The organism is Sinorhizobium sp. CB7, assembly GCF_041357635.1.
Classification (GTDB): Bacteria; Pseudomonadota; Alphaproteobacteria; order Rhizobiales; family Rhizobiaceae; genus Rhizobium.
On record NZ_JAULLL010000023.1, the window covers coordinates 80,028 to 106,452 of the forward strand.

Sequence of the window (26,425 nt, forward strand, 5' to 3'; positions counted from 1 at the left end):
GACGATGAATGTGGTCACGCTATCACGCCGCAAGTTTCTCATCGGTACGGCCGCGGCGGCCGGCGGATTTTCACTCGGCTTTCAGATCCCGCTGTCGGCAAATGCCGAAGAGGCGGCATCGGACATATTGCCGGAAGTCAATGCCTGGGTTCTGATCCATCCGGACGACACCGTCGTCGTCCGCATCGCCCGCTCGGAAATGGGACAGGGCACGCTCACGGGATTGGCGCAGCTCGTCGTCGAAGAACTCGAATGTGACTGGTCAAAGGTTACCACCGAATATCCGACCCCCGGCGAGAGCCTTCGACGCGAGCGCGTCTGGGGCAGTTTCTCGACCGGGGGCAGCCAGGGAATCCGTGGCTCGCACGAATATGTCAGGCGAGGCGGAGCCGCCGCGCGCGAAATGCTCATCGCAGCCGCCGCCAGCACCTGGAGCGTGCCGCGTTCCGAATGCACGGTTCAGAACGGCATCATCACCCATCCCGCTTCCGGACGTACGACGCGTTATGGCGCCGTGGCAACGCTCGCCGCGCAGATGCCGGTTCCAGGCACGATCACGCTCAAGGACCCCAAGGACTGGAAGATCGCCGGCAAGCCGCTGCCGCGGCTCGATACCCCCGACAAGCTCACCGGCAGACAGATCTACGGCGCCGATGTGCAGCTGCCGGGAATGCTGAACGCCGCGGTCAAGGCCTGCCCGGTGTTCGGGGGCAAGATTGCAAGCTTCGATGCCACCGCCGTCTCGACAATGCCGGGCGTGCGCAAGATCGTGCAGGTCGATGAGGCGGCGGTGGCCGTGGTGGCCGAGACCTGGTGGCAGGCGCAATCGGCGCTCACCGCGCTGCCGATCGTCTGGGATGAGGGTCCGAATACTGCTGTCACCAGCGCCTCGATCGCCGCGATGCTCGCTGAAGGCCTCGATGCCGACGACGCTTTCGTCGGCACTTCGGTCGGCGATGCGCCCGCAGCGGTTCAAGCAGCGGCAAGGGTCGTCACGGCGACCTATTCCTATCCCTATCAGGCCCATGCCACGATGGAGCCGATGAATGCGACGGCGCGATATACGCCGGACAAGTGCGAAGTGTGGGTGCCGACGCAAAACGGCGAAAGCAGCCTTGCCAACGTGGCGGAAGCCTCCGGCCTGCCGATCGGGCAATGCGAGGTCTATAAACTGCATCTCGGCGGCGGCTTCGGCCGGCGCGGTTCCAACGAATCTTATGTCCGCCAGGTCGTAACAATCGCCAAGGAATTTCCTGGCACGCCGGTCAAGCTGATCTGGTCGCGCGAGGAGGATATGCTGCATGGCTCCTATCACCCGACGACGCAGTGCAGGATGCGGGCGTCGCTCGATGCCGACGGCAATCTGACGGCGCTCCACATGCGTATCAGCGGCCAATCCATTCTCTCCTCCCTCCGCCCCCAGGTCGTTCGCGAAAACGGTCACGATCCGGTGGTCTTCCAGGGGCTGAATGCAAGCGGCAGCGAGGGCGTCTTCGGCTATACCGTCGCCAACCTCCTCATCGACCATGCCATGCGCAATCCTCCGGTTCCGCCCGGCTTCTGGCGTGGCGTGAACCTCAACCAGAATGCCTTCTATGTCGAAAGCTTCATGGATGAGCTTGCCCATGAGGCCGGGATCGATCCGCTCGATTTCCGCCGGAAGCTGATGGCCGACCATCCGAAACATCTGGCGGTTCTCGAAGCCGTCGCCGAACGCATCGGCTGGGAAAGGCCGGCGCCGCAGGGCATCTACCGAGGCCTCGCGCACATCATGGGCTTTGCCAGCTACGTCGCGGCCGCCGCCGAAATCTCCATCACCGACGGCCAGCTGAAGATCCACCGCATCGTCGCGGCGACCGATCCCGGGCATGTCGTCAACCCGGCCCAGGTCGAGCGCCAGGTCGAGGGATCCTTCGTCTACGGCCTTTCCGCCTGCCTTTACGGCGAATGCACGATCAATGGCGGTCGCGTCGAGCAGGAGAATTTCGACACCTACGAGGTGATGCGGATGGAACAGATGCCGGCGGTCGAGACGATCATCATGCCATCAGGCGGATTCTGGGGCGGTGTCGGCGAGCCGACCATCGCTGTTGCCGGGCCGGCGGTTCTGAACGCCATTTTCGCCGCCACCGGCAAGCGGATCCGGCAACTGCCGCTCAAGAATAATAGTCTTTCATAACTGATCTAGGGAGATGCAGCCTTTTTAGAGCCCTGAAACGCTGAGCCGCTCTAGAGGCAGAAAAGGGTTCCGCAATGAATGCCGGGAGGCCTCGTTGCGGAACCCAGATATCTGAACCAACGAAGCGAGTTTGTCATGCGCAACGAAGACAGAGATCTGGAACCGGACTATTTGGAAGAGCATCTGGTCCGCCGTCGCCATGCGATATCCGACCACGCCGTCGGCCTCTCACTTTTCGCCGTCGCCATCCTGGCGATGACGATAGGGCTGGACTCCGTGCCGGCACAGACAGCCTCGATCGCCGCCCGGCCGCTGTCGACATTCTTTGCAAGACTGGCAACTCCTTGCATTCCAGAAAAGATTCCCTCGGGAGGAGGCGCGGAGGCAATGCGGCTCTACGCTCCCGAGCGCAGCGGTGCCACGGAATTTGCCCTTCGGGAATTGTCGTCGAGATCAGTCACAATCCGCTGAGGGCAATGCAAGAGTACCCAATGCCGACAGGTCACGACGCTGTTCCTGCGTCGTGACCATCGCGACAGGCCTATGAGCATGCCCGCTTCAGTTGAGATGTTCGAAGTCCGCCATGTTCTGCGGGGTTACGAGGCGGAACGGGATCCAGACCTCCCGCTCCAGTTTCTCACCCCGTATGGCCTTCAGCGCAGCGTCGATCGATCCCTTGCCTTGTCCCTTTGCATCCTGAAATACCGTGACCTTGAGATCGCCGGCCTTCATCGCCTGCAGCGCCTCCGGCGTGGCGTCGATGCCGGCGACGATGATCTTGTCGGTCGAAGCGCCGCTGTTTTTCAGCGCGGCGATAGCGCCCAGAGCCATCTCGTCATTGTTGGCGAGAACGGCGTCGAATTCGAGTCCGGACGTCAACCAGTTCGAAACGAGGTCGGCGCCGTTGACGCGGCTCCAATTGCCAACCTGTTCCTGAACGACCTTCAGACCACTGCATTCGGGCGTCTGGACGACATCATGGACATCCTGCGTCCGCTGGCGTGCCGCCTGGCTGGTCAGGTCGCCGATCATAATAACAATGTTCCCCTTGCCGCCAAGCATTCGACAGACTTCCTTCATTTGAAGCGTGCCCGATTCACTCTCGTTGGAGCCGACGAAGGCCTGCTGCTTGCCAAGGGTCGACAGGTCCGTGGGCTGTACGTTCACGTAGATCAGCGGGATGCCTGCGTCTTCGGCAACCTTGCTGAGAGCCGGCGTTCCGTCGGAGTCGACCGGGTCGACGATGATCGCCGAGACGCCGCCTGCCGCGAAGTTACGAACCTGATCGAGCTGTTTGTTGACGTCGGTCGTCGCGTCCTCGACTTGGAGCTCCACGCCGATCGACTTTGCGTAGTCCTGCATGCCGTTCACGATCAGGGTCTGAAAGTTGTTGGTCAGCGTACCCATCGAAACACCAATGCGGTCGGCGGCATGCGCCTGCGAGGCAAGCACCAGCGCAACGGCGCTGGTAGTCAGAAATTTCAGCATCTTCTCCTCCCAGAGATAGCACGGCACTCGGCGGCCGCAGGCAAAGGTTAGCCACGACAAAGGAGGCGGTCCGCCGAAATATTGATGAAAAACCCTCAATCGGGGGCAGTTTTCCGGCATGATGGCAAACAAAAAGGTCCGGCATGAACCGGACCCTTTCCCATCGCGATGCCAGATATTCAGCCTGCCTGCTGCTGCCGGCGCGCCTTCTTTGCTTCGCGGCGACGGGCCTGCTCCATGAACCTCCTGTCCATCCGCTCCTGCCCCTCGGCGGAGCCGTCATGAAAGGTGCCGAACCACTTGTCGAGCGGAATCACGCCATCGGCATAGTTGCACTCGAAATACTTGTGATGGAGGTAATGGTCATAGGCGTGCGTGTCGATGGCACTGTCCTCCCCGAGTACGATCTTGTCGAAGCCGACATGGCCGGGGGCTGGAGCAAGACCCGCATGCGCCAGATGGAAGATGGCATGGACCGGATTGGAGGGCACGATCCAGTGAATGAGGACACCGGAGAAGTACAGGAGATGCTCGACCGGGTGCATCGCCAGGCCGGACCAGGGACCGGGATTGACGTTGTTATGATGCAGCTTGTGAACCGTATGGTAGAGCGGCGGCCAGTGGATCAGGCGATGTATGAGATAGAAATGCAGGTCCCGGAAGGTCGGTATCAGCAGCATGACGATCGCGCAGTAGACGGGATGGTCCGCGAACGAAACATAGGGGATGATGCTGTTGGCGAAGGCCCAGAGTGTTGCCGCCTCGAACGCCGTCCAGAGCGGCACGGCACTCGCGAAGGTCCAGATCAGGTTGTCGACGGTCTGGTTTTTGAACAGGAAGGCGTCGTTACCGACCGAGGGCCATTTCGCATTGTACTTGAAACTCGTGCCCTGCTTGCGCTGTATGTAGAGGCGCATGTGGAACATGCCGAAGAAGGCAAGCACCAGGGCCGCGTTGCGCGCCAAGAGATAGGCGATCCAGCCGATCGAGAAGGTCTTCATCGTCTCGAAAGACGGCGTGGCATAGAGCCAGAGCAGCGTACCGATCACCGCATAGAAAACGTTCCAAGGCATCAGATAGCCCGGATAGCCGAAGAACCACTTCAGGAACCGGAGCGGCTGAAGCGGCCACACGAAAACTGGCGGATATTCCAAAAGCTTGAAAGGGGCCCAGTCGCCGCGTTTGTTGCGCTTACCGTAAAGTGTATCGTCCATGGAAGGTCCTCCCAACTCGCATGAACTCAGGCTAGCGCAGAGCCTTGTCCGGTCACATCGATGTTTTGATGCGTTTTCATCATCAGCGACATTTCCCGAAACGCGCTGTAATGCTTGTGTGTTGCGGGGAAATTTGGGAGGCGCTGATGAAAAAGACGACATTGCAGGATGTCGCCCGCGAAGCGAAGCTCGGCATCGCGACAGTCGAGCGCGTCATCAACAGTCGCGGCGGCGTCACCGAGAAAACCGCTGAGAAGGTGATCAGGGCAGCCAAGAAGCTTGGATATGGCGAGCGGTCGACGGAAATCTATCGCGGCACGATCCGCATCGAGGTCATTCTGGTCCGGCCTGAAACGAGTTTCTTTGCCCGCCTGAACCAGGCCTTCGAGCGGATCGCCGCCTCGCTGGACCGCTCCGTCATTCTCCATCGGACCTTTATCAAGGAGAGCGACCCGATCGGCATGGCGCACCATATCGCCAATCCGAATTTCCGCCGCTCCGGCCTCATTATTTGTTCGCAGGACCATCCGACCGTTATTGAAAGCCTTCGGCGGGTACGCGCCTCGGGCGTCGAAGTCGTGCAGGTCGTTACCCGTTGCGATCATCCGGACGTTCCCTATGTCGGCATCGATAATTATGCCGCCGGCCGCAGCGCCGCCTATTACATGTCGGGAATGCTGGCAGCACGAGGCGGCTCGCTGGTCGCCATATGCCATAGCGGCACCTATATGAACCACCGCGAGCGCATACAGGGTTTTTCGGATTACATCGCCGAAAAAGGCGCCTCGGACCATTTCCTGTCGCTGGTGATGCTGGGGCAGGATGACGATCTTCAATCGGCCGAACTGCTGGCCGAAGCACTTCGCCGCGACCCCGACATCATCGGTGTTTATTCGGCAGGCGGCGGCGATGAAGGCGTCGCAATCGTCCTGCAGCAATGGGCAAGGCAAAGAAACATATTCTGGGTCGGTCACGAGCTGACGGAAAAGAAGAAGCGCTATCTCGAATCGGGCCTGATGGACATCTGTCTCGATCAGGCGCCCGAAGTACAGGCGCGTCGATCGGTCGATATGATCCTGCGCAAGCTCGACGTCATCCGCACCGAGATCATCACCGATCCCGTCCGCTTCATGACGGTCAGCGCGCAAAACCTCTAATGCATGTTGCGCAAAAGTGTGCAGCGGCTTTGCGGCAACGACATGCAGCGACAGCCTAAGCCCATCGCGTGAATCTCTTTTCACGCGACACGCCTTAAGGTCGCGACAGCAGAGATTTCAAGCTCACGGCAGGCGAAGCGAGTTCCCCGGCAGACGGTCTGGCGCGCTGCGCAATCAGCATCTCGCCGACCCGGATATCCCGGGCAACCCGGTTGCCGCGCCCCCATCCGCTTGCTGCCAGAAGGCGCCGATCCTCGGCAAGGTGGAACAGGATCAGCGTCTCGTCGTCGATCTGACGGCTCACTGTGGTTGCCGCGCCGTCGGAAAGGCCTGCGATCTGAAGTGTGAAGTCGTACTGATCCGACCAGAACCAGGGAACGGCTTCATAAGGCTTGCCCGCCCCGAGCATGTTCGCCGCCGCATGCGCGCCCTGATCCTGCGCATTGCGCCAGGCCTCCAGCCGGATTCGCCTGCCGTCATAGGGAAAGGAACAGCAGTCTCCCGCCGCAAAGATCGACGGATCCGCTGTTTGCAGCATAGCGTCGACGGTAACACCGTTTTCGATCGAAAGTCCGGCCTGCTCGGCGAGATCACAACGGGGCTGCGCTCCAATTCCGACCACCAGAGTGCCGGCACTTAGAACCTCGCCCCCACTGAGCGTTACGGTAACGCCGTCCGGATGGCTGGCGATCCGGTCGATACCGACACCGCAGATGATGCGCACTCCATGCCCTTGGTGAAATGCATGGACATATGCTGCAATCGCGGCAGGAACCCCGCGCATCAGGATGCGCGACTGCGCCTCGATGACCGTCACCTCCAGGCCTCGTAGCCTCGCCGCCGCCGCAAGTTCGAGACCGATGAAACCTGCACCGATAATTGCCAGATGCCCTCCGGCGGAAAGCCGGCTTGAAAGGACCTGCGCATCGTCATGCGTGCGCAGATAGAAGACGTGGTCCATACCTTCAACCGAAGCAAGCCTCCGCGGTGAAGAGCCGGTTGCAAGCAACAATCTATGGTAGGAAAGGCTGCGTCCGCTCGCCAGCTGAACCACGCGACTTTCCCGGTCAAGACCGATAGCCGCATCGCCGGTCACCACCCCGATCGACCGCTCTGCAAGGACCGAACCGCTGGTGATCAAAGGAGGCTCGGCGCCCGCGGCGGATGCCAGGTGCTGCTTGGACAAGGGCGGGCGTTCGTAGGGAAGATGCCGCTCCTCGCCGATCAGCGTGATCCGGCCATCAAAGCCTTGGGCGCGCAAGGCGAGAGCCGCGTTTGCCCCGCACTGCCCTCCCCCGACAATGACGAATTCTTCCATGATGCATCACTCCAGGCCAAGGTAGACGCTGCCGTCTTCCACCTTCGTCGGATAGGTCTTGAGGTTGCTGCAGACCGGGGCTCCCCTCGCCTCGCCGGTACGGTAGTCGAACCTGCCATTGTGCTTCGGACACTCGATGATGTTGTCCATCACCAATCCATCGGCGAGATGCACCTTCTCGTGCGTACACATGCCGTCGGTGGCGTAATAATTGTCGTCAGGGCTCCGATAGACGGCGAAAGTCTTGCCTTCGTGGTCGACGCGGATGACGTCCTCGCTGTCAATGTCGTCAATCCTGCAGGCCTTGATCCAAATGTTCATTCGATCCTCCCGAACTCATCATTTCGAAATCAGAACGTAGGCGAGAAGCCGCTTTCTGGCGGCATCAATCTTGATGAAAACACATCATTCCAGACCGGCATCCGAGCGCGCCCCAGGTCTGCGGAATAGAACATCACTGAAAGTTGAAGGCAGGTACGCCGCAGCGCGTCGCCCTCGCACAAAGCTGTGTTACAGTTTAGCGACTTCGATGACTGAGTGATCGGATCGCCAATGTTGACAGCGCTCGCCGTGCTCATGAGCCTTTCCGCCGCCTCCCCCACGGTAGCGCAGACCGGAGGAGGCGACGTCGACGTGGAACTGGTTCTTGCGGTCGATACGTCCCGCTCCATGGACTTTGAGGAAATCCGCATCCAGCGCGAGGGTTATGTCGAAGCGCTCAGGCACAGGGAATTCATCAACGCGGTCAAAGATGGTCTTACCGGTCGCATCGCGATCAGCTATTTCGAATGGGCAGGTTACGTGGTGCCCGATTCCGTCATCGACTGGCAGCTGATCGAGACGGAGCAGGATGCGATCGATTTTGCCGGAAAGCTCGAAGCGCGGCCGATCGGCACGCAGCGCCGCACGTCGATCTCCACCGCGATCGCCCAGGGCGCCGCCATGCTCGTCTCCAGTCCCTATCATGGCACGCGGCAGGTGATCGATATTTCGGGCGACGGCACCAACAATGCCGGCAATCCGGTCGCCCCGACCCGCGACAAGGCAATCGACGCAGGCTTCGTGATCAACGGACTTGCGCTCATGCTCAGGCCCTCCGGGGCGCCTGGCGGGCTCGATAAATATTATGCGGATTGCGTAATCGGCGGCCCCGGTTCCTTCGTGCTGCCGGTCCACAAGATCGAGGATTTCGCCGTTGCCGTCCGCCGCAAGCTGGTCCTGGAAATCAGCGGCCTTGGTCCTCCGGCGACGATGGAGAAAATTGCGGGCGACCAACCCGCCACCGACTGCATGATCGGCGAGAGGCTGTGGCAAGACCTGCTGGACCGCTGATTTTCCCTGCCTGACCTTGATTGGCCCGAACTTATCCTCGGAAGTCCGCAATATTCCTCAGATCATAATGCCGAAAATCTGCGACAGAGCCTGCGTCCCGTGGCATAAGCGCGCCGCAGTTCTCAGGGCCTCGATCGCACATGATTCGTATTGAAAATATCGGCAAGCAGCTCAGCCACCGGATCCTCTTCATCGAGGCTTCTGCGGCGCTGAACAGGGGCGAGAAGATCGGCCTCGTCGGTCCCAACGGAGCCGGCAAGACGACGCTCTTTCGCATGATCACGGGACAGGAGCACCCCGACGAAGGACAGGTCTCCGTCGATAAGGGCGTCACCATCGGCTACTTCAACCAGGATGTCGGTGAGATGGAAGGCCGCAGCGCCGTATCCGAGGTGATGAACGGCGCGGGTCCGGTCAGCACCGTTGCCGCCGAACTGCGCGAGCTGGAGGCCGCCATGGTGGATCCCGACCGGGCCGGCGACATGGACAGCATCATCGAGCGCTACGGTGAAGTGCAGGCGCGCTACGAGGAGTTGGACGGCTATGCGCTGGAGGGTCGGGCACGCGAGGTACTCGCGGGTTTGAGCTTCAGCCAGCAGATGATGGATGGCGACGTCGGCGCGCTCTCGGGCGGCTGGAAGATGCGCGTGGCGCTCGCCCGCATTCTTCTCATGCGCCCCGACGTCATGCTTCTCGACGAACCGAGCAACCACCTGGATCTGGAAAGCCTCATCTGGCTGGAGGAGTTCCTGAAGGGTTATGACGGCGCGTTGCTGATGACCTCCCACGACCGCGAGTTCATGAACCGCATCGTCACCAAGGTGATCGAGATCGACGGCGGCGCACTGACCGCCTATTCGGGCGACTACGCCTTCTACGAACAGCAGCGGGCGCAGAACGAGAAGCAGCAGCAGGCCCAGTTCGAGCGCCAGCAGGCGATGCTTGCCAAGGAAATCAAGTTCATCGAACGCTTCAAGGCGCGCGCCTCGCATGCCGCGCAGGTCCAAAGCCGTGTCAAAAAACTGGAGAAGATCGACCGGGTGGAGCCACCCCGGCGCCGCCAGCTGGTCTCATTTGAGTTCCAGCCGGCGCCGCGCTCGGGCGAGGACGTGGTAAGCCTCAAGAACGTGCACAAGGGCTATGGCGATCGCAGCATCTATGCCGGGCTGGATTTCCAGGTGCGCCGCCGCGAGCGCTGGTGCATCATGGGCATTAACGGCGCCGGCAAGTCCACTTTGCTGAAGCTTGTGGCGGGCGCCGCGGAGCCGGACGAGGGCAGCGTCGCCCTCGGCGCCAGCGTGAAGATGGGCTATTTCGCGCAGCATGCCATGGACCTCCTCGACGGCGAACGCACCGTGTTCCAGTCACTGGAAGATGCCTTCCCGCAGGCGGGACAAGGGTCGCTGCGTGCGCTCGCCGGCTGCTTCGGATTCTCCGGCGACGACGTTGAAAAGAAGTGCCGGGTGCTGTCGGGTGGTGAAAAGGCCCGCCTCGTCATGGCGATGATGCTCTTCGACCCGCCGAACCTCCTGGTGCTCGACGAGCCGACCAACCACCTGGATCTCGACACGAAGGACATGCTCATCAAGGCGCTCTCCGAATACGAGGGCACCATGCTCTTCGTCTCACACGACCGCTACTTCCTGGCGGCACTATCCAACCGGGTGCTCGAACTGACCCACGACGGCATCCACAAATATGGCGGCGGCTACACGGAATACGTCGCCCGCACCGGCCAGGAGGCTCCCGGCCTGCGCGGTTGATACGTGGGCGATGTGTCTGATGATGGCGGCAAATGGCCTCCGCGCACCGGATAGTCGTCCCCTCGCCCACCACTTGCTCCCCCTTCTCCCCAGCGGGGAGAAGTGCCGAGCAGCGCGAGGCGATGAGGGGGGCGAGGAGCAAAAGCGACGAGCGTCCGGAGCGCAAGCGAAGGACAGTGCCGTGCGGCGAAACCCCCTCATCCGACCCTTCGGGCCACCTTCTCCCCGCTGGGGAGAAGGGAAGTCGCACCCTCCGTCGTCCCTCACGGCCACCAGGGTACTGTCCCCTATGTAGCCGGTCCGTTCTGTTACCCATCTATCCGGTTCGGACAGTGAAGAACCCCCCAACTACAGCCGCGCACCTATAAACATCAATTGCCGCAGGCTTTCCGGGTTGATCCCCTGCTGAATCCATGAGGCCATAGGCCTGCGTCCATCACGCAGAGGCGCATTCAGGTCTGCCCCCTTCTCCGCGAGCATCTTGATCATCGCGACGTCCTCCTCGGCATTGATGTCGATGTTCCATGATTTGGAATCTATGACATCTGCCAGGGTGGTCGCTGGCACGGACGACACTCTGGCCAGCATTTCCGCCATGATCCTGAAGTTCGCCTTGCCGGAAGCTGCATTGATCTGCCTCAGAGCATAGGTCCACACCGGCACGAGCTCGTTATTCGTCTTATAGGATTCCATCAGCGCCGCGTTCGGCCCGTTGTCGACGCATCCATACTCGGTTGGCAGCCCCGACTGACTTGCGCCCCCGGCAACAAGACCGGGACCGTCGGTTACAAAAGGTACGGGCATGTTGGGATCCGCCCCATTGTCGAGAAGCCATTTGAGAAAGCCGAAGTTCCCCATGTTCGACGCATAGAACAGCGGCGTGAATCCCAGGCAATCCCGCTTGTTGATCGCAGCGGGAGCAAGGCTCGCGAATGCGGAATCATCTCTGAAATAGGTCTGGTCGCTCGTCCCGAAGCTCATCATCATCACCATCTGCGGATAGGTTCCCGTCACCAGAAACCGGATTGAGCTCGTCGGCTTCAGCGGAACATGTCCGAACGGCAGATCCTTGGGGTCGCCATGCAGGTATCCCGGCAAATCCATCCAGTACGGTATGCTGATATCTTTTCCGGCAAGGGAGAGGAGGAACTTCCTCGGTGTCTCGCCAGCGGTCATGCACATCCTGATTGAGGCATCGACTGCGGCAATGGCTGCATTCTTGTCGAGTATTCCAGCATCTATGACGGTCTCCACGGATTGCAGCGCACTCTCGTCATTTCTGCAGACCGCTTCCCTGATCGTCGTGTTCATCACAGCATTGGCTTGCGATCCTGTTGCGGCTGCCGACTGCGCTCCGGCCTCGGCTTGCTCCGCCGGGAGTTCTTGCCGGCCGATCGTGCCTTCCGCAGACTGTTCCGTCGCGATCGCGGCGACTTCGTTCGTTGGCAAGCCGATGGTTCCCGTCACCTTCGCGTCCGTTGCTGCGGCAGCCCCGTCCCTTGCGCTAGCGGCGGCGTTGAGGACGGTGCCCGCCAGCGGCGTCCGGCTTTCGGAAGAATTGACCTTGGGGCTGGCCGGGGCCGCTCCATCGCGCCCGTTCGTGCGCTCGTAGAGAGTGACGATCTGCGCCACCGTGATCTTTCCCGTTGCCGCTTGTCCGATGCTTCGTTGATATGCCGCTATCGCCTGTCGCGACCTTGAATCGAACATACCGTCGGGATCTCCGGCATCGAAGCCAAGGGCGTTCAGTCGTTTCTGGATCTCCGCGCGATAGGCACGGAGCGCGGCATCCTCTTCCTCGCCCGCCTTAGGACTGTTCTGCCGCTGTGCCGCGTCCGCCTGTTTTGGCATCACCTGCTGCAATCCGGCTGAAACCGGGCGGGCCATGCTCACTTCAAGGTCGTCGTTGGCTTTAGTGCATGAAGCCACGATACAGGTCGGCAGCAATGCTGCCAGGACCAGTCGTCTATGCATGATCAACCCCTCGATCAAGTGAAATGCGACCCTGGAGATGGAGGTATTTTTCCATCGGCCAGCGTGAGGTCGCGACAACCTCTGCAGCAACATTTTACCAAAAACAATACAACCGCGCCTTGAGTTAGCAATTGTAAATCTGGATGCAGTTACTTTCAAAATTAGTACTTATGGGCAGGTGGCGATTTCTTTGTTGGGATCGCCCTATTTAAGCTTGATCAAACCCGCATCAGTCGGCCGAAAGCCGCAGGCCTGATAGAACGCACGAAGATTTTCCTCAAAGTCGACATGCAGCCAACGCGCCCCCCGCTCGCGCGCAACCCTCTCGGCCTCCTTCACCAGACGTGTCGCAATCCCCTGCCTTCGCAATTCGGGATGAACACAGGTATCGAGAATGAATGCGTGGATGCCTCCATCCCACGCTACGTTCACAAAGCCGATAAGCCGATCCCCGTCATAGGCGCGGACGTGGGCGAGGCTGCGGGACAGAATGCCGGAGAAATCCCTGGGCGTCGCCTCATTCCAAGCAGCGGCCCAAAGCACATTCATCTCGTCATTCGACGGAAACGGATCGATACGAAGCGTCGTCGTCAAGCCGGTCTCCTTTGGATGATCAGCATCTGGTAAAACAAAAAATTAGAGCGGCTCGCTTCCATGAAAGCTGAACCGCTCTGCTGAATGACTCCTAAATTCGGAACCAATTCAAGGATGAAACCATACCGTTCTAATTTTTTGATTGAGAGACGGATGGCGCTCTAACTTGCACAAAACTATTGCACCTCGACGATTTCCTTCGGTAGCGGGCTTCCGTGGTATTTCTGATAGATATCGTTCAGCTTGCCGTTCTTCAGGTTCGTCTTGATCCAGTCATCGAGCTTGGCGAGCAGTTCCGGCTCGTTCTTGCGCACGCCGATCGCGAGATTGAGAACGCGGATCGTAATCTTTGGCTCGAATGCCTTTTCCTTGTTCTTGTCGTGAATCTGCTTCACGAGCGTCGCGGACGTCGCGATGATGGCAGCCTGGCCGGAAACGGCCGCGGTCACCATCGTGGCGTCGTCGTCATAGCGGGTGACGTTGAAGCCACGTTCGGCTGCGAGCTTGGTCAGTTCCGTATCCTGCGTGGTACCGCGGGTCACGGTCACCGTCTTGCCCTTCAGGTCAGCCCAGTCCTTGATCGGAGAGTCGGCAGGTGCAGCAATCACCGACAGAAGGCCCGCGTAGGGCGTGGAGAAATCGATGACTTGCTGGCGCTCGGGGGTCACGGAGAGGGTCGATATGACGATGTCCGCCTTGTTGGTCTGCAGGTTCGGAATGCGGGTGGCGCCGGTCGTCTGAATGAATTCCAGCTGAAGTCCCCAGTCCTTCGCAAGAAGTTCGGCGGTCTCCACGTCGGAGCCGACCGGCTTCAGGTTCGCGTCGAGCATTCCCGAAGGCGGAATGGCGAGGTCGGTCGAAATGCGGATCTTGCCCGCCGCCGTGATATCCTTAAGAGCGTCAGCCGACGCGGCAACGGTCTGGAACACGATGAGGGCTCCGGCCATGCTCAAGAGAGCCAAGGTCTTTCCAAATTTCATGTTTTCTCCTCCTGTTTGATTTTTTCTGTCAAAGATCGTGACTGAGAAACTCCCTCAACTCGGGCGTTGCCGGTTCGTTGAGGATTGCGGCAGTGCCTTGTTCGTGCACACGGCCGCGATGCATGAAGACGACCTGGTTAGCGACCTTGCGAGCGAAGTTCATCTCGTGAGTCACCATGATCATCGTCATTCCGCTGGTGGCGAGCTGCTCAATAACGCGCAGCACTTCGCCTGTCAGTTTCGGGTCGAGTGCCGACGTCACCTCGTCGAACAGCATCACCTTCGGCTCCATGGCGAGCGATCTCGCGATCGCAGCCCGCTGCTGTTGCCCGCCCGAGAGCTGCTCCGGGTAGTTCTCAATCTTGTCGCCGAGGCCGACGCGCTTCAGCGCCTGATGCGCAAGCTCCCGGGCCTCGCGCCGCGCGATCTTCTTGACCGAGCGTGGGGCGAGCATCACGTTCTCTTCGATCGTCAGATGCGGAAAGAGGTTGTAGCTCTGGAAGACGATGCCCACGTCGAGCCTGAGCTTGCGCAGGTCGAGCTTGGGATCATGAACCCGGTGGTCCGCGACCATGATCTCGCCGCTGTCGATGACTTCCAGCCTGTCGATGCATCTGAGCGCGGTGCTCTTGCCGGAACCGCTTGCACCGATGAGGGCGGCGACCGCGCCCTTGTTGACCGAAAACGTCACCCCCTGCAGCACGGTCACTGCGCCGAAGCTTTTCTTGACTTCTTTAAGCTTGATCATTGGCATGATGTGCCTTTCGAAACTCTCAGCTCTGGGTGGCTGGTTTGATGCTGGCCCGCATTCTCGGACCTCTCACTTCCAGGCGGCGGCTGAAGGCCGAGAGCGGAAAGCAGAGGCAGAAGTAGAGGCCTGCAACGATCAGGTAGATGAGGAACGGCTCGAAGATCGAGTTGTTGATGAGCTGGCCGGCCCGGGTGAGCTCGACAAAGCCGACGACCGAGGCAAGCGATGTATTCTTCACGATCTGCACGCTGAAACCGACCGTCGGCGGCGTGGCGATGCGGATTGCCTGCGGCAGGATGACCTTGAAGAGTCGCTGCGGCTTTGAGAGCGCCAGGCATTCGGCCGCTTCCCACTGGGCTTTCGGAACGGATTCCAGGCAGCCCCGCCATATCTCCCCCAGATAGGCGCTTACGTAGATTGTGAGCGAAAGACCAGCGGCAAAGAGCGGCGTTATCGAAAAGCCGAGCGTCGGCAGGCCGAAATAGACGATGAACATGATGACCAGCAGCGGCGTGCCCTGGACGAGTTGGACATAGCCGGAGGTCGCGATGCGGACGGCGCGCGCGGGTGCGATGCGCCCCAATGCCACGAGAAATCCGACCGCGCCGCCGCCGATGAACGCCATCGCCGTGAGCACGATCGTCCACCAGGCGCCGACCAGAAGGAACTCGAAGTGGTTGATGTTGAAGGCTGTCGTCATGGATCACGTCCCGTTCAAAGGGGCGTTCCGAGCCGCCGCCGGCGGGGGAACAGCGCCAGCCCCAGCGCCCAGAAACCCGCCCGCATGACAAGCGACAGGCCGAGATAGAGCAGAGCGACCACGATGTAGGTTTCGAACGGCCGATAGGTGTCGGACTGGATGAAGTTGCCGGCAGCGGTGAGCTCCTCGGCGGAAATCTGCGATGTCACGGACGAGGCCAGCATCAACAGGATGAATTGGCTGGTGAGCGCCGGATAGACCCGCTCCATGGCCGGTCGCAGACCGACATGCCAATAGAGCTGGACCGGCGAGAGCCCAAGGCATTCGCCGGCCTCCCATTGGCCTTTCTGAATGGAGTCGAAGCCGGCGCGCATGATCTCCGCGGTATAGGCCCCGACATTGATCGTCAGCGCGATCACGGCCACGACGATCGCCGAGAAGGAAAAGCCGAGGCTCGATAACCCGAAATAGATGACGAAGATCTGAACCAGGAACGGCGTGTTGCGGATGCTTTCCACATAGGTCGCCGCCACGCCGCGAAGAGCCGGTCCTCCCGATCGGCGCGCGATCGCAAAGGCCGTGCCGATTGCGAAGCCCGTGAGCGTGGTGATGAGCGCGAGCTTGGCCGTGAGGCCAAGTCCGTGGAGCAGCATGTCCCAGCGCAGAAGGACAACGGAGAAGTCGAAGGTCATGGACGGTCTTCCGCCGCGGTTGCGCGCTGGCTGTCCTGCCCCGTCATGCGGTCGTAGACGCGGAAGAGCGCCTGATTGCCGTTTGCGCCTTCGCCATGCGCTCGCGCCTCGACATACTGCGATGTGACAAGCGCGGTTGCAGGCAGGGGAACGTCCTTCTGCCCGGCCATCTCGAGTACGAGGCGAAGGTCCTTCAGCATCAGATCGATACGGAAACCCGCGCCTGCGTCGCCGGCGATCATCGCCGGCCCCAGCTTGTCGAGCATCCAGGACGAGGCCGATCCGCCGAGCAGAACGTCGCGCATCTGCGACAGGTCGACGCCGCTCGCCCGGCCTAGGGCAAGAGCCTCGCAGACCGCCTGGATGTTGACGGCGCAGACCAGCTGGTTGCACAGCTTCACCGTCTGGCCGGCCCCGGATTCGCCGACATGCGTGATCGTTGCTCCCATGGTCTTCAGAACCGGCTGGGCACGGTCGAAGGCTTCCCGTTCTCCGCCGGCCATGATCGACAACTCCGCGTTTTTTGCTCCGATCGGGCCGCCCGAAACCGGCGCGTCCAGCATGGAGATCCCGCGGCCAGCAAGATCGCGCGCCATCTTGCGCGTCGCCTCAGGCGAGATCGTGCTCATGTCGATGAAGACGCTGCCGGCTTTCATGTTGGCGAGGATGCCGTCGGCGTAGACGATCTCCTCGACCTGCGGTGTGTTCGGCAGCATGGATATGACGAAGTCGGCGTTGCGGACGGCGACTGCGACGGATGCGCAAGGCTCTGCGCCCAACTGCGCCAGCGCTTCGCAGGCGCTCTCGGAAATATCGAATGCCTTGACCGGAAAGCCGGCTTTCACGAGATGGCCCGCCATTTCGCGTCCCATCACGCCAAGTCCGATAAATGCCACCTCCGGCAGCCGTTCCTGCGCCATCCTGTCATTCCTCCCTGTTTGACTGCTATTCCGTCGCCTTGTCACTCGCCCTTTTCGAGTGCGGCAAGCTTTTCGACGCGGCGCACGAAATCCTCGTTGCGGTCGAATTCCGCGCCGAGATAGGCCGCCACGAGGTCACGGGCGAGCCATGGGCCGACGATCTGGGCGCCGATGCACATGACATTGACGTCATCGTGCTCGACGCTCTGGTGAGCGGAATGGACGTCGTGGCAGACAGCCGCGCGAATACCGTTGATCTTGTTGGCGGCGATGGCGGCGCCGACACCCGTGCCGCAGACGAGGATGCCGCGTTCAGCAGCGCCGCTGCGGACCTTGTCGCAGAGCAGGCGCGCAATATCCGGAAAATCCACGGGATCAGGCGTGAAGCTGCCGATGTCTTCGATCTTGTGGCCGCCCTCTTCCAGGAACGCGACGACGTTCGCCTTGAGTGGAAAGCCGGCGTGATCGCTGCCGATGACAATGTTCATTTTATGCTCGCTTCTTTGGGATGGAACCGATTATCTGGTTGGATCGGCAGCGGCCGAACCGATGACGCGAAGGCTTGCCCTGCGGCGAAAATCCGCGCCGATTTCGAAGTGCTTATCCAGAAGTTCGTCTGCCTTGATCCGATCTCTCGCCACGAGAGCGTCGAGGATCAGCCTGTGGTGATCGACGAGGAATTCCTCGATCCCCTCGACCTGGATGATTTTCTCGCGGCGATCGAGATGCGAACGCATCATCAGCTGCGCGATCGAGGCATAGATCGTCACAAGCGTCGGCGAATGAGACGCCTGGACGATGGCCTCGTGGAAACGGAAGTCGGCGAGACCGCCGGCCTGCGGATCATGGATCGTCTCGATGATCTCGCCGAGCGCGTCGGTCAGCCGCGAGAAATCCTGTTCCGTGGCCCGCTGGCAAGCGAGCCGCACGGCATGGTGCTCTATTGCCTTTCGCGCCTCCATGATGTCGCCGATCACATCGGATTGATGCGCGAGCATGAAGCTGAAGACATCTCCGAGCGCCGTGACGTCCGGACGCTTCACGACCGTGCCGACGCCATGACGGATCTCGACCGCGCCGACCATGGCGAGCGCTCTCAGCGCCTCCCTCAGCACGGGACGGCTGACATTGAGCTGCGCCGCCAGCTCTCGTTCGGGAAGCAGGAGATCGCCGGCCTTCAACTCACCCGAGAGCAACTGGTCGCGCAGAAATGCCACGACGCGGCCGTGCGCACTTGCTTCTTGTGATGCCCTGCGAATTGAGTTACCGGTCGTCATGTATCTTTCCTACCGTGGTATGACCTCTTGTATATCCACGGTCATTAATGTGTCAAGCGCATCTGTGTAAAACAAGAAGGCGCTATAAAAATCAGTAGATTAGAGGTGAAACGCTCAATTTACTGCCGGACAGACGAAACAAGCGTGTCGATCCGTGATAGACCGATAGTCAGGCTATTCGTTCGAAATTTCATCGATCCGACCGAGGGGTTCCACCTTCATCCCGACGACACAATCATGCGGGAGCTTGTGTGAGGCGGAAGATATCCTTCGAAACCGAAAAGGGAGAACAGCAATGCCAAAAATGATCTTTGTGAACCTGCCGGTAAAAGACCTTGCCGCCGCCACCCGCTTCTACGAGGCGATCGGCTGCACGAAGAACGAGCAATTCAGCGACGACAGAGCCTCTTCGATGAACTGGTCCGACACCATCACATTCCAGCTTTTGGCAACCGACTTTTTCTCGAGTTTTACGCCCAAGGAGATCGCCGATACGAGCAAGACCACCGAGGTGCTGATCGCTCTCACGTTCGATAACCGCGAGGACGTCGACGTCATCACCGACGCTGCCGCGGCCGCCGGCGGCAAGCCCGACATCCGGGAGCGCATGGACATGGGCTGGATGTATAACCGCGCCTTCGAGGACACGGACGGCCATATCTTCGAAGCGGTCTGGATGGATATGCAGGCAGCCGCGGGCGCGTAACAAAGGGAGCTCGTTGGTGGCTACTGCATGTTTCCTTAAATCGGAACCGATTTAAGGATAAAAACATGCAGCAATTCAAAGTGCTACAGCGACCTTTGTGCGTCTGATAAGACGCACGGCGCTGTAGGCAAGATATGCCGCATATAAGTGACCCGTTCCGAAGAGCGGGCCGGGATCTCCAACACATTCACCATCGCTGCGTGAACTTGGGTGCGCATCGATTTGATCAGCTCGGCCAGATGGCCCACATGATCGTGCCGAACACGAGAATGAAGACCGCAACTGCGCCTAAAAACCGGCCCATACCTACATTCGAGCCATTCTGGCCGACAAGCTTCATGAACCAATCTTCGGCGTGATCATCGCGTGCCATGTGAGCCTCACTATCGCGGTTGGCAAGGGACGACGGAGGGCGCGACTCCACCTTCGCCCCGCCTGCGGGGAGAAGGTGCCCGGAGGGCGGATGAGGGGCCTGCACCGCAGCCCGACACCACACCATCCCGTCACACGTTCTCTCCTCATAGTTTCACCAAAAGCGGCGTGCACGTCAACGCCATCGCGCCGGCATGATCAAGACGCCAGAGTCCTCTCTGCCCTTCACCTGTCGCCCATTGCCAATTGGCAAATACATGCTATATCTTTGCCAGAAAGGGAGGCGTGAAATGCAGCTTCGACCCATCATTGCCACGCCCGCGGCAGCCGAAACACCTGTCATTACCGATGAGGAAGCCGGCGCGCTGGCACGGACCACGGTCAATCTTTTCAAGGTCTGGGATCTGACCGATGCCGAGGCTTGCATCCTTCTCGGCGGCATGTCCCCGCGCACATGGGCGCGCTGGAAGGAAGGGAGCATCGGCAGGATCGACCGTGACCTTCGGATGCGGATGGCGCATCTGATGGGCATCCACAAGGGTCTGCGCTACCTGTTCAAGGAGCCCGCCCGCGGCTATGCCTGGATCCGCAAGCCCAACACCGCGTTCGGCGGCCAGTCGGCACTCGACCTGATGCTCCGTGGAGAAATGTCCGATCTTTCCGCCATGCGCGAATGGATCGATGCGGAGCGTGGTGCATGGTAAGTGGGCTTGCGGTCCGCGGCCGCATTCGCTGGCAGCAGACCTATCGCATCATCCGCTCCATTCATCCGCCGGTCGATCTCTTCGAGGACATCGCCGACCCCCGTGACTGGGAGGCCCTTGTCGCGATCGAGGAGAAGACAAATCCGCGCATCCGGTTCGAGGTCGGCGACCTCGGCAAGGTTCCCGCCGCGCGGCGAGTTTCCGGCCCCGGCGCGAGCCTCATCATGGCTCCTTTCGTCCATTGCTCGATCTTGCGGCCCAGCCGGTTCTCGGATGGCAGCTACGGGGTCTACTATGCCGGCGAGAGTGAGGAGGTCGCGCTTGCCGAGACCATTTATCACCATGAGAAATTCATGCGCGCCACGAGCGAGGATCCCGGCTGGACGTCGGACTTTCGTGTCCTGATCGGCAGTGTCGATCGCAACCTCGATGACGTCAACGCAGTGCCCGACGTGCTGCACCCGGACGATTACACTGTCTCGCAAGCCGAAGGGCGCGCCCTCAGGGCGGACGGAAGCGATGGTCTCCTGTGGAACAGCGTCCGCATGCCGGGCGGGCGCTGTATCGGCATCTTCTGGCCGGATGCCATCACGATCCCGCTCCAGGGACGCCACTACAGCTACCATTGGAATGGGAATCGCGTGGATTTCGTGCGCCAGCACGACACCGGAGCCGTGCTGGCGGTCACCTGATCGCACCGCCGACGCGCAGCCTCCTACTTGAACCGGCTGACCTCGAGCCCGTTGCCGACCGGCAGCAGCACGCTGGTGATGCCGGACTTGGCGCGAACGACCTGCCCATATTGCCTGACATTGTCGTCGCCCCCGCGGAGCATATTGTCGGCGACGATGATCGCGCCGGGGTTGAGCTTCGGGTAGAAGGCCTCGAGGCAGGGCACATACAGATCCTTCCAGAGGTCCACGAGCACGAAGTCGATCCCTGGGGAAAGCTCTCCGATCATCGCGACGGCATCGCCGATCTTGAACTCGATATGCTCAGCAAGCCCTGCCCTCTCCGCCATCTCCTTGGCATGGGCGGATTTGTAGTCGTGCAGTTCCATGGTGATCAGCCGGCCGCCGGACCTTCGTGCCGCCTCCGCCAGCCAGATCCCCGAATAGCCGAAGGACGTACCAAGTTCGAGGATCGTCGGCGCAGGCAGGCTTGCCGCCAGGATATTGATGAACTGGCCGGCCTCGGGGCCGACGGCGCGCAGCCTACGGTCCTGGCCGCCGTCGCGACCGCCGGGAGGAGTCTCGCGTGGGCTGTTCTGCTCCGCCCGGATCATCTCGTGGTAGATGTCGAGTACCTCTTGGATCTTGCTGTCCATGATCATGCCTCCCTTCTCTGCCTATGGCGACTGCGGCACGGGCTGCCAGTGCGGTCAATGTCGTTCACCGAGAACTGTGCCCGACAGCCGCCGGGCCTAAAAGTTAAACTTAAGCAACGTTAGAAATTTGCGTACCCTTGGCGGTTGCATATGTCGCCGGCCTTGGCTAAGAAACAGCGTCACTGGTCGAGCTCGCTCGGCCACGTAAGCGTTAACGTCACTCAACGCGTATGATCGAACGGTTCTGCGGCTTCGATCTGCGCGACTGTGTCCTGCGGATCGAGGCGGAAGCCTCGGAAGGACACATGGATAATAATCGCTCCCCATTTCAGGTACTACCCGGCCCAAAGATCGAGCGGGTGCGTCACGAGCTTAAAAGGCGCTCCCTGACTGTTGTCAGCATCGTGGACGTGACCCCCGCCATGCGGCGTATCACCCTGACCGGCGATGCGCTCGAGGATTTCACCAGCCTGGCGCCAGACGATCACATCAAGATCATCGTGCCGGCCGGCGATGGCGCCGAAGAGCGCCGCGATTACACGCCCCGTCGATATGACAGGACCGCACGAACGCTCACCATCGATTTTGCCCTGCACGATGCCGGACCGGTGACGCAATGGGCAATCGCCGCCAATCCGGGCGACAGCCTTGAGATCGGCGGGCCTCGCGGTTCCGCGGTCGTCTCCGACAGCGTGAAGCGATGGCTGCTCATCGGCGACGAAACCGCGCTGCCGGCAATCGGCCGCCGATTAGAGGAGGCCGGTGTCGAAACCACGATCACCGTCGTTGCGGCAGTTGCAGGTCCCCTGGAGCAGCAGACCTTCGACACACAGGCGGCATTGACCTGCGACTGGGTCCATAGGCCTCTTTCCGATGCGACCGATGTCACAGGGCTTCTCGACAGTCTTGCCCGCGTGGACATCCATCCGGAAACCTTCATCTGGATCGCGGCAGAAGCATCCGTCGCCCGCGCCGTCCGCGAGTACCTGACAAAGCAGAGGGATTACCCGCTGAGCTGGATCAAGGCCTCCGGCTACTGGGTGCAGGGCAAGGCCGATGCCACGGAGAAATTCGACTAGTGCATGTCGCGCAAAAGTGTGCAGCGGTTTGCGACAACGACATGCATGAAAACAATAGCCTAAAGCCTGTCGCGTGAATCTCTTTTCACGCGACAGGCTTTAGGACGGCAGCGCGGCAACAATGGACGGGCGCCCGAACGCGCCTCGCCCTTGCTTCCTGCGCGCTCCATGGCGTCCGCAAATGTTCGACACCGGCCTCCGGCAACTCAGAGGCAGTTGTCTGGCACAGGGCTTCCCCACACTCCCCTCTTTCCTGTGCTTGTCACAGGAATCCAGCCGCCGTGCGTCCGCACGGCGAAAGGACTCCTGTCAGCCAATCGACGTTCCCGGAGGTCCGCAGTGGTGGAAACAGAACAAAGACGTGTCCCACCATTCACCATCGACGGAAAAAGACGAGTCTCCTGCGCCGTGGACACGGCGCTGCTGGATTCTTGCGACAAGCGCAGGAGAGCGGAGTTTCGCCCAGCCCAATTCCGGCCTACACCCGCTCCCCGAGCTCGAGCCGGCGCGACACCCCGACCCCCTCCAGGAACACCTCGTCATGGCTGACGACTAGGAGCGCGCCGTCATAGGCACGCAAGCCCGCCTCGACAGCGGCGATCGAGTCGATGTCGAGATGGTTCGTCGGCTCGTCGAGGATCAGCAGGCAAGGCGGCTTCGGCCCGCCGAGCACGCAGGCAAGCCCTGCCCGCAGGAGCTGCCCGCCGCTCAGCGTCGAGACGATCTGCAGCGCCGCATCGGCCCTGAACATGAAACGAGCAAGGGCCGCCCGGCAGGCATTCTCGTCGGCTTCCGGGTTTATCCGCCGGAAGTTGTCGCGGATCGAGATCGAAGGATCGAGCAGGCTCACCCGCTGGTCGAGCATGGCAAACGCAGTCATCACCGAGACGGTCCCTGCCCAAGGCTCAAGCTCTCCGGTAATGAGCGAAAGCAGGGTCGTCTTGCCCGAGCCGTTCGGCCCTGTCACGGCAACGCGCTCCGGTCCGGTGATCTGGAACAACAGGTCGCGAAGAACCGGTTGCTCCGCGAGATAGCCGGCAGTCACACCGTCGATCTTCAACACGACCTTATTGGCCGGCAATCCCGTCGGCGGCAACTTCACGGAAAGCGGCTGCAGGATTTCGATGCGCTTGCGGGCCGCCGCCGCATCCTCCAGTGCCTGCGCCCGCCGCCGTTCGGCAAGCCGCGCCTTCTCAGCGCTGGTCTCCTGACTGCGCCGCTTCAATCCGCCGGCAACGATACGCGGCATGTCACCCCTCGCCGCCTTCTTTCTGCCGACGCTGTCCCTCCGCGCCTGCCGCTCGACGGTCGCCTGCGCGCTACGCGCCACGTCCGCGACACGCTTCTCTGCATCGGCGAGATCGCTCTCGGCGGCCGCGAGTTCGAGCGCCTTGCGCTCGCGATACTGGCTCCAGTTGCCACCATAGCGCGCGGCACCAAGCGATGTCAGCTCCACGATCGCATCCACGGTTTCGAGCAGTTCCCGGTCATGGCTGACGATGATGGCCCCCGCCCTCCAGTCCGCCAGCAGCTCAATCACCGCCTCTCGGCCCTCGCGATCGAGATTATTGGTCGGCTCGTCCAGGATCAGGAAATCCGGCTCGCCGAAGATCAGCGCCGCAAGCCCCGCCCGCGTCCGCTGCCCGCCCGAGAGCGCCGCAAGCCGCGTTTCCGGAGAGGCATCGAGCCCGGCCCGATCGAGCGCCGAAGCAAGCCGCGCCTCCAGCGTCCAGTCCGCCGAGCCAATCTCCTCCGCCGTCCCCTCACCCGCCTCGGCCCGCCGCAGGATCGCAAGCGCCTCGCTCGCCCCGAAGAGATCCGCGACAGTCTCCTCCGGCCCGACCTGAACGGCCTGCGAAAGCACGCCAAGGCTGCCGCCGAAGGAAACGGCGCCTGCCTGCGGCCGGATTTCACCGGAAACGAGCTTCAGCAGCGTCGTCTTGCCGACGCCGTTGCGCCCGACAAGCCCCGTGCGCTCCGGCCCGAAACTTAAGTCAAGATTTGAAAAAAGCGGCCGCCCGTCAGGCGTGGACCACGAAAGATTGGCAAGGGTAATGGCTGCAGGCATGGATAGACAGACTCCCGGTGGCAAGGCGATTTGGCGTTGCGATCGGGTTGGTATCCATTGCTGCACACTTCCTGTTGAAATGACGGATGCTGGAGATTTAAGGGAGAAATCGGCGCGATTCAAGGCGCGGTGGCGTCGAAGCCGCTGGCGAAGGCACTCGTTTGCGGATCATCGCCTGCCAATCTCCCCCGCACATTGTCCCTCAATGCTCAAATTTTTCTCATGGCTAAGCCCAAAATTGATCATTTGCCTGGGGCAAGCGTCCCCGGCATAGTCCGCTTCGAGAAGCGCCGGCGAGCCCGGCGATCAGCGGTAGGCGGTGGCCTTCGCCTCTCGTCAACCAAACCTGAAGTGGAACACGGAATGACGATCCTATTGTCACGCTGGCAGGCTTTTGCGTCACTGACATGAAATCGCCAACCGCCCTGCCGTGCCTCGCCTGCATTCACCGCATGCCCTAGTCAGCCGCGGCGGCCTATCATGACCATGAGGATACTGTATTTGCCATGAGAAATATTTCTATTCCGAAGCTAGGAATTATCACCACCGCCTCTCTTCTCTTCGCGGCCAACGCCTACGCCGATAAGGATGACCAGAACCGGCTCGAAAGCGCCGTCGGCGACGCAATCCGGCCCGTCATGCAGGAAAACGACGTTCCCGGAATAGCCGTCGGGGTCACGATCAACGGCAAGCGCCATTTCTTCAGCTATGGCATCGCCTCGAAAGAGAGCGGGCAGAAGGTCACCGAGAATACGCTTTTCGAGATCGGTTCGATCAGCAAGACCTTCACGGCAACACTTGGTGCATACGCTGAGGTGCGTGGAGCCCTGTCCCTCTCCGACATGGCGAGCAAGCATGAGCCGGCGCTCGCCGGAAGCAGCTTCGACAGGGTCAGCCTTCTCGATCTCGGAACCTATACGGCGGGCGGCCTGCCCCTGCAGTTTCCGGACGACGTCACCGATCATAAGAAGACGATCGCCTTTTACAGGAGCTGGCGACCGACCTATCCGACCGGCACCCGGCTCTACTCCAACCCGAGCATCGGCCTGTTCGGCTATCTCGCCGCCAGAAGCATGGGCAAGCCCTTCGACGACCTGATGCAACAGAAGATCTTCCCGGCATTCGGCCTGACGCACACCTATATCAGGGTTCCGCGCGACCAGATGGAGAGCTATACCTATGGCTATTCGAAGAGCGGCAAGCCAATCCGCGTGACACCGGGCGCTCTCGACTCGGAGGCCTATGGCGTAAAGACCACCGCAGTCGACATGATCAAATTCGTCGAAGCCAATATCGACAGCTCGAAGCTGGACGAACCGCTCAGGCGCGCGATCGCCGCGACACACACCGGCTATTACAAGGTCGGCGACATGACGCAGGGGCTCGGCTGGGAAATGTACGCCTATCCGACCGATCTCGACCGGCTGCTTGCCGGCAACTCCGCCGACATGGCCCTCAAGCCCCATGAGGCAGAGAGGCTCGATCCGCCGCAAGCGCCGCGCGAAGATATGCTCATCAACAAAACCGGCTCCACGAACGGTTTCGGCGCCTATGTCGCCTTCGTTCCGGCGAGAAAAATCGGCATCGTGATATTGGCGAACAAAGCCTATCCCAATCCGGTGCGCGTGAAGGCCGCCTATCAGATCCTGACGGCGCTGGACCGTTGAAAGACAACTCGAACGATGGCCCTTCGTCCCCTCTCCCCGCTTGCGGGGAGAGGGCTAGGGTGAGGGGCAAAACTCTCAGCGAATCTGATAGTTGCGGATCAAAACTGCAGTGCCGCAAAAGCCCCTCATCCGACCCTTCGGGCCACCTTCTCCCCGCAGGCGG

26 protein-coding genes are annotated in these 26,425 nt (G+C 60.9%); 10 read left to right on the forward strand and 16 right to left on the reverse strand.

Going from position 1 to position 26,425, the window contains the following annotated elements:
* Positions 1 to 4: 4 nt before the first annotated feature.
* Both AAE029_RS31325 and AAE029_RS31330 read left to right on the forward strand, forming a co-directional pair.
* On the forward strand, positions 5 to 2,179 hold the full coding sequence (locus tag AAE029_RS31325; RefSeq protein ID WP_371076828.1) for a molybdopterin cofactor-binding domain-containing protein: 2,175 nt from the start codon (positions 5 to 7) through the stop codon (positions 2,177 to 2,179).
* Positions 2,180 to 2,314: 135 nt separating this feature from the next.
* Positions 2,315 to 2,650, forward strand: coding sequence for a hypothetical protein (locus tag AAE029_RS31330; protein ID WP_371076829.1), 336 nt, complete (start codon positions 2,315 to 2,317; stop codon positions 2,648 to 2,650).
* Positions 2,651 to 2,737: 87 nt separating this feature from the next.
* Here the strand turns inward: AAE029_RS31330 and AAE029_RS31335 are convergent, their stop codons facing one another.
* Together AAE029_RS31335 and AAE029_RS31340 are read right to left on the reverse strand one after the other, a co-directional pair.
* Positions 2,738 to 3,667, reverse strand: coding sequence for a sugar ABC transporter substrate-binding protein (locus AAE029_RS31335; RefSeq protein WP_371076830.1), 930 nt, complete (start codon positions 3,665 to 3,667; stop codon positions 2,738 to 2,740).
* Between the two features lie 179 nt (positions 3,668 to 3,846).
* The gene (locus AAE029_RS31340) at positions 3,847 to 4,881 is read right to left on the reverse strand and encodes a sterol desaturase family protein (protein ID WP_371076831.1); all 1,035 of its coding nucleotides are present in this window, start codon (positions 4,879 to 4,881) and stop codon (positions 3,847 to 3,849) included.
* Positions 4,882 to 5,027: 146 nt separating this feature from the next.
* Between AAE029_RS31340 and AAE029_RS31345 the strand changes: the two genes are divergently transcribed.
* Positions 5,028 to 6,038: a LacI family DNA-binding transcriptional regulator gene (locus AAE029_RS31345; RefSeq protein ID WP_371076832.1), complete on the forward strand. Its 1,011-nt coding sequence runs from the start codon at positions 5,028 to 5,030 to the stop codon at positions 6,036 to 6,038.
* A 94-nt stretch (positions 6,039 to 6,132) separates the two neighbouring features.
* On the opposite strand, the gene AAE029_RS31350 is transcribed toward AAE029_RS31345, so the two are convergent.
* Positions 6,133 to 7,356, reverse strand: coding sequence for an NAD(P)/FAD-dependent oxidoreductase (locus AAE029_RS31350; protein WP_371076833.1), 1,224 nt, complete (start codon positions 7,354 to 7,356; stop codon positions 6,133 to 6,135).
* 6 nt (positions 7,357 to 7,362) lie between these two features.
* On the reverse strand, positions 7,363 to 7,677 hold the full coding sequence (locus AAE029_RS31355) for a MocE family 2Fe-2S type ferredoxin (RefSeq protein ID WP_371076834.1): 315 nt from the start codon (positions 7,675 to 7,677) through the stop codon (positions 7,363 to 7,365).
* Between the two features lie 231 nt (positions 7,678 to 7,908).
* Between AAE029_RS31355 and AAE029_RS31360 the strand changes: the two genes are divergently transcribed.
* Both AAE029_RS31360 and AAE029_RS31365 read left to right on the forward strand, forming a co-directional pair.
* Entirely contained in the window at positions 7,909 to 8,688 is a 780-nt protein-coding gene (locus AAE029_RS31360; RefSeq protein WP_371076835.1) for a DUF1194 domain-containing protein, read from the forward strand.
* Positions 8,689 to 8,828: 140 nt separating this feature from the next.
* Entirely contained in the window at positions 8,829 to 10,451 is a 1,623-nt protein-coding gene (locus tag AAE029_RS31365; protein ID WP_371076836.1) for an ABC-F family ATP-binding cassette domain-containing protein, read from the forward strand.
* A gap of 348 nt (positions 10,452 to 10,799) precedes the next feature.
* Here the strand turns inward: AAE029_RS31365 and AAE029_RS31370 are convergent, their stop codons facing one another.
* The 9 genes from AAE029_RS31370 to AAE029_RS31410 all read right to left on the reverse strand — a co-directional run bounded on the left by AAE029_RS31370 (position 10,800) and on the right by AAE029_RS31410 (position 18,339).
* Positions 10,800 to 12,425: a peptidoglycan-binding protein gene (locus AAE029_RS31370; protein WP_371076837.1), complete on the reverse strand. Its 1,626-nt coding sequence runs from the start codon at positions 12,423 to 12,425 to the stop codon at positions 10,800 to 10,802.
* Between the two features lie 204 nt (positions 12,426 to 12,629).
* Positions 12,630 to 12,974, reverse strand: a complete 345-nt coding sequence (locus tag AAE029_RS31375) for a GNAT family N-acetyltransferase (RefSeq protein WP_371076857.1) — start codon at positions 12,972 to 12,974, stop codon at positions 12,630 to 12,632.
* Positions 12,975 to 13,195: 221 nt separating this feature from the next.
* Positions 13,196 to 13,999, reverse strand: a complete 804-nt coding sequence (locus AAE029_RS31380; RefSeq protein WP_371076838.1) for a transporter substrate-binding domain-containing protein — start codon at positions 13,997 to 13,999, stop codon at positions 13,196 to 13,198.
* Between the two features lie 28 nt (positions 14,000 to 14,027).
* Positions 14,028 to 14,753: an amino acid ABC transporter ATP-binding protein gene (locus tag AAE029_RS31385; protein WP_371076839.1), complete on the reverse strand. Its 726-nt coding sequence runs from the start codon at positions 14,751 to 14,753 to the stop codon at positions 14,028 to 14,030.
* A 19-nt stretch (positions 14,754 to 14,772) separates the two neighbouring features.
* Positions 14,773 to 15,450 (reverse strand): amino acid ABC transporter permease, encoded by a 678-nt coding sequence (locus tag AAE029_RS31390; protein WP_371076840.1) that lies wholly within the window; start codon positions 15,448 to 15,450, stop codon positions 14,773 to 14,775.
* 14 nt (positions 15,451 to 15,464) lie between these two features.
* Complete coding sequence (locus tag AAE029_RS31395; protein WP_371076841.1) at positions 15,465 to 16,142, reverse strand: amino acid ABC transporter permease; 678 nt, start codon at positions 16,140 to 16,142, stop codon at positions 15,465 to 15,467.
* Complete coding sequence (locus AAE029_RS31400) at positions 16,139 to 17,062, reverse strand: NAD(P)-dependent oxidoreductase (RefSeq protein WP_371076842.1); 924 nt, start codon at positions 17,060 to 17,062, stop codon at positions 16,139 to 16,141. The genes AAE029_RS31395 and AAE029_RS31400 overlap by 4 nt, the downstream gene beginning before the upstream one ends.
* A gap of 41 nt (positions 17,063 to 17,103) precedes the next feature.
* The gene (gene rpiB / locus AAE029_RS31405; protein ID WP_371076843.1) at positions 17,104 to 17,550 is read right to left on the reverse strand and encodes a ribose 5-phosphate isomerase B; all 447 of its coding nucleotides are present in this window, start codon (positions 17,548 to 17,550) and stop codon (positions 17,104 to 17,106) included.
* Positions 17,551 to 17,580: 30 nt separating this feature from the next.
* Positions 17,581 to 18,339: a FadR/GntR family transcriptional regulator gene (locus tag AAE029_RS31410; RefSeq protein WP_371076844.1), complete on the reverse strand. Its 759-nt coding sequence runs from the start codon at positions 18,337 to 18,339 to the stop codon at positions 17,581 to 17,583.
* Positions 18,340 to 18,634: 295 nt separating this feature from the next.
* On the opposite strand from AAE029_RS31410, the gene AAE029_RS31415 reads away from it, so the two are divergent.
* Complete coding sequence (locus tag AAE029_RS31415; RefSeq protein WP_371076845.1) at positions 18,635 to 19,045, forward strand: VOC family protein; 411 nt, start codon at positions 18,635 to 18,637, stop codon at positions 19,043 to 19,045.
* A gap of 226 nt (positions 19,046 to 19,271) precedes the next feature.
* Here the strand turns inward: AAE029_RS31415 and AAE029_RS31420 are convergent, their stop codons facing one another.
* On the reverse strand, positions 19,272 to 19,418 hold the full coding sequence (locus AAE029_RS31420) for a hypothetical protein (RefSeq protein ID WP_371076846.1): 147 nt from the start codon (positions 19,416 to 19,418) through the stop codon (positions 19,272 to 19,274).
* Positions 19,419 to 19,707: 289 nt separating this feature from the next.
* Between AAE029_RS31420 and AAE029_RS31425 the strand changes: the two genes are divergently transcribed.
* Positions 19,708 to 20,121, forward strand: coding sequence for an antitoxin Xre/MbcA/ParS toxin-binding domain-containing protein (locus AAE029_RS31425; protein WP_371076847.1), 414 nt, complete (start codon positions 19,708 to 19,710; stop codon positions 20,119 to 20,121).
* Complete coding sequence (locus tag AAE029_RS31430; protein WP_371076848.1) at positions 20,115 to 20,813, forward strand: RES family NAD+ phosphorylase; 699 nt, start codon at positions 20,115 to 20,117, stop codon at positions 20,811 to 20,813. The genes AAE029_RS31425 and AAE029_RS31430 overlap by 7 nt, the downstream gene beginning before the upstream one ends.
* A gap of 23 nt (positions 20,814 to 20,836) precedes the next feature.
* Here the strand turns inward: AAE029_RS31430 and AAE029_RS31435 are convergent, their stop codons facing one another.
* Positions 20,837 to 21,448: an O-methyltransferase gene (locus tag AAE029_RS31435; protein ID WP_371076849.1), complete on the reverse strand. Its 612-nt coding sequence runs from the start codon at positions 21,446 to 21,448 to the stop codon at positions 20,837 to 20,839.
* Positions 21,449 to 21,753: 305 nt separating this feature from the next.
* Between AAE029_RS31435 and AAE029_RS31440 the strand changes: the two genes are divergently transcribed.
* A complete protein-coding gene (locus tag AAE029_RS31440) occupies positions 21,754 to 22,527 on the forward strand; it encodes a siderophore-interacting protein (protein WP_371076850.1) in 774 nt (257 codons plus the stop codon).
* Between the two features lie 478 nt (positions 22,528 to 23,005).
* Here AAE029_RS31440 and AAE029_RS31445 read toward each other — a convergent pair whose 3' ends face one another.
* Positions 23,006 to 24,595 (reverse strand): ABC-F family ATP-binding cassette domain-containing protein, encoded by a 1,590-nt coding sequence (locus tag AAE029_RS31445; protein WP_371076851.1) that lies wholly within the window; start codon positions 24,593 to 24,595, stop codon positions 23,006 to 23,008.
* A 506-nt stretch (positions 24,596 to 25,101) separates the two neighbouring features.
* Here AAE029_RS31445 and ampC point away from each other — a divergent pair.
* The gene (gene ampC, locus AAE029_RS31450; protein WP_371076852.1) at positions 25,102 to 26,262 is read left to right on the forward strand and encodes a class C beta-lactamase; all 1,161 of its coding nucleotides are present in this window, start codon (positions 25,102 to 25,104) and stop codon (positions 26,260 to 26,262) included.
* Positions 26,263 to 26,425: the final 163 nt, after the last annotated feature.

What these genes read in the sequence shown, in the direction of transcription:
- AAE029_RS31325 (WP_371076828.1), top strand. Translation starts at nt 5, where the DNA reads ATGAATGTGGTCACGCTATCACGCCGCAAGTTTCTCATCGGTACGGCC.
- AAE029_RS31330 (WP_371076829.1), top strand. Translation starts at nt 2,315, where the DNA reads ATGCGCAACGAAGACAGAGATCTGGAACCGGACTATTTGGAAGAGCAT.
- AAE029_RS31335 (WP_371076830.1), bottom strand. Translation starts at nt 3,667, where the DNA reads ATGCTGAAATTTCTGACTACCAGCGCCGTTGCGCTGGTGCTTGCCTCG.
- AAE029_RS31340 (WP_371076831.1), bottom strand. Translation starts at nt 4,881, where the DNA reads ATGGACGATACACTTTACGGTAAGCGCAACAAACGCGGCGACTGGGCC.
- AAE029_RS31345 (WP_371076832.1), top strand. Translation starts at nt 5,028, where the DNA reads ATGAAAAAGACGACATTGCAGGATGTCGCCCGCGAAGCGAAGCTCGGC.
- AAE029_RS31350 (WP_371076833.1), bottom strand. Translation starts at nt 7,356, where the DNA reads ATGGAAGAATTCGTCATTGTCGGGGGAGGGCAGTGCGGGGCAAACGCG.
- AAE029_RS31355 (WP_371076834.1), bottom strand. Translation starts at nt 7,677, where the DNA reads ATGAACATTTGGATCAAGGCCTGCAGGATTGACGACATTGACAGCGAG.
- AAE029_RS31360 (WP_371076835.1), top strand. Translation starts at nt 7,909, where the DNA reads ATGTTGACAGCGCTCGCCGTGCTCATGAGCCTTTCCGCCGCCTCCCCC.
- AAE029_RS31365 (WP_371076836.1), top strand. Translation starts at nt 8,829, where the DNA reads ATGATTCGTATTGAAAATATCGGCAAGCAGCTCAGCCACCGGATCCTC.
- AAE029_RS31370 (WP_371076837.1), bottom strand. Translation starts at nt 12,425, where the DNA reads ATGCATAGACGACTGGTCCTGGCAGCATTGCTGCCGACCTGTATCGTG.
- AAE029_RS31375 (WP_371076857.1), bottom strand. Translation starts at nt 12,974, where the DNA reads ATGAATGTGCTTTGGGCCGCTGCTTGGAATGAGGCGACGCCCAGGGAT.
- AAE029_RS31380 (WP_371076838.1), bottom strand. Translation starts at nt 13,999, where the DNA reads ATGAAATTTGGAAAGACCTTGGCTCTCTTGAGCATGGCCGGAGCCCTC.
- AAE029_RS31385 (WP_371076839.1), bottom strand. Translation starts at nt 14,753, where the DNA reads ATGCCAATGATCAAGCTTAAAGAAGTCAAGAAAAGCTTCGGCGCAGTG.
- AAE029_RS31390 (WP_371076840.1), bottom strand. Translation starts at nt 15,450, where the DNA reads ATGACGACAGCCTTCAACATCAACCACTTCGAGTTCCTTCTGGTCGGC.
- AAE029_RS31395 (WP_371076841.1), bottom strand. Translation starts at nt 16,142, where the DNA reads ATGACCTTCGACTTCTCCGTTGTCCTTCTGCGCTGGGACATGCTGCTC.
- AAE029_RS31400 (WP_371076842.1), bottom strand. Translation starts at nt 17,062, where the DNA reads ATGGCGCAGGAACGGCTGCCGGAGGTGGCATTTATCGGACTTGGCGTG.
- rpiB (WP_371076843.1), bottom strand. Translation starts at nt 17,550, where the DNA reads ATGAACATTGTCATCGGCAGCGATCACGCCGGCTTTCCACTCAAGGCG.
- AAE029_RS31410 (WP_371076844.1), bottom strand. Translation starts at nt 18,339, where the DNA reads ATGACGACCGGTAACTCAATTCGCAGGGCATCACAAGAAGCAAGTGCG.
- AAE029_RS31415 (WP_371076845.1), top strand. Translation starts at nt 18,635, where the DNA reads ATGCCAAAAATGATCTTTGTGAACCTGCCGGTAAAAGACCTTGCCGCC.
- AAE029_RS31420 (WP_371076846.1), bottom strand. Translation starts at nt 19,418, where the DNA reads ATGGCACGCGATGATCACGCCGAAGATTGGTTCATGAAGCTTGTCGGC.
- AAE029_RS31425 (WP_371076847.1), top strand. Translation starts at nt 19,708, where the DNA reads ATGCAGCTTCGACCCATCATTGCCACGCCCGCGGCAGCCGAAACACCT.
- AAE029_RS31430 (WP_371076848.1), top strand. Translation starts at nt 20,115, where the DNA reads ATGGTAAGTGGGCTTGCGGTCCGCGGCCGCATTCGCTGGCAGCAGACC.
- AAE029_RS31435 (WP_371076849.1), bottom strand. Translation starts at nt 21,448, where the DNA reads ATGGACAGCAAGATCCAAGAGGTACTCGACATCTACCACGAGATGATC.
- AAE029_RS31440 (WP_371076850.1), top strand. Translation starts at nt 21,754, where the DNA reads ATGGATAATAATCGCTCCCCATTTCAGGTACTACCCGGCCCAAAGATC.
- AAE029_RS31445 (WP_371076851.1), bottom strand. Translation starts at nt 24,595, where the DNA reads ATGCCTGCAGCCATTACCCTTGCCAATCTTTCGTGGTCCACGCCTGAC.
- ampC (WP_371076852.1), top strand. Translation starts at nt 25,102, where the DNA reads ATGAGAAATATTTCTATTCCGAAGCTAGGAATTATCACCACCGCCTCT.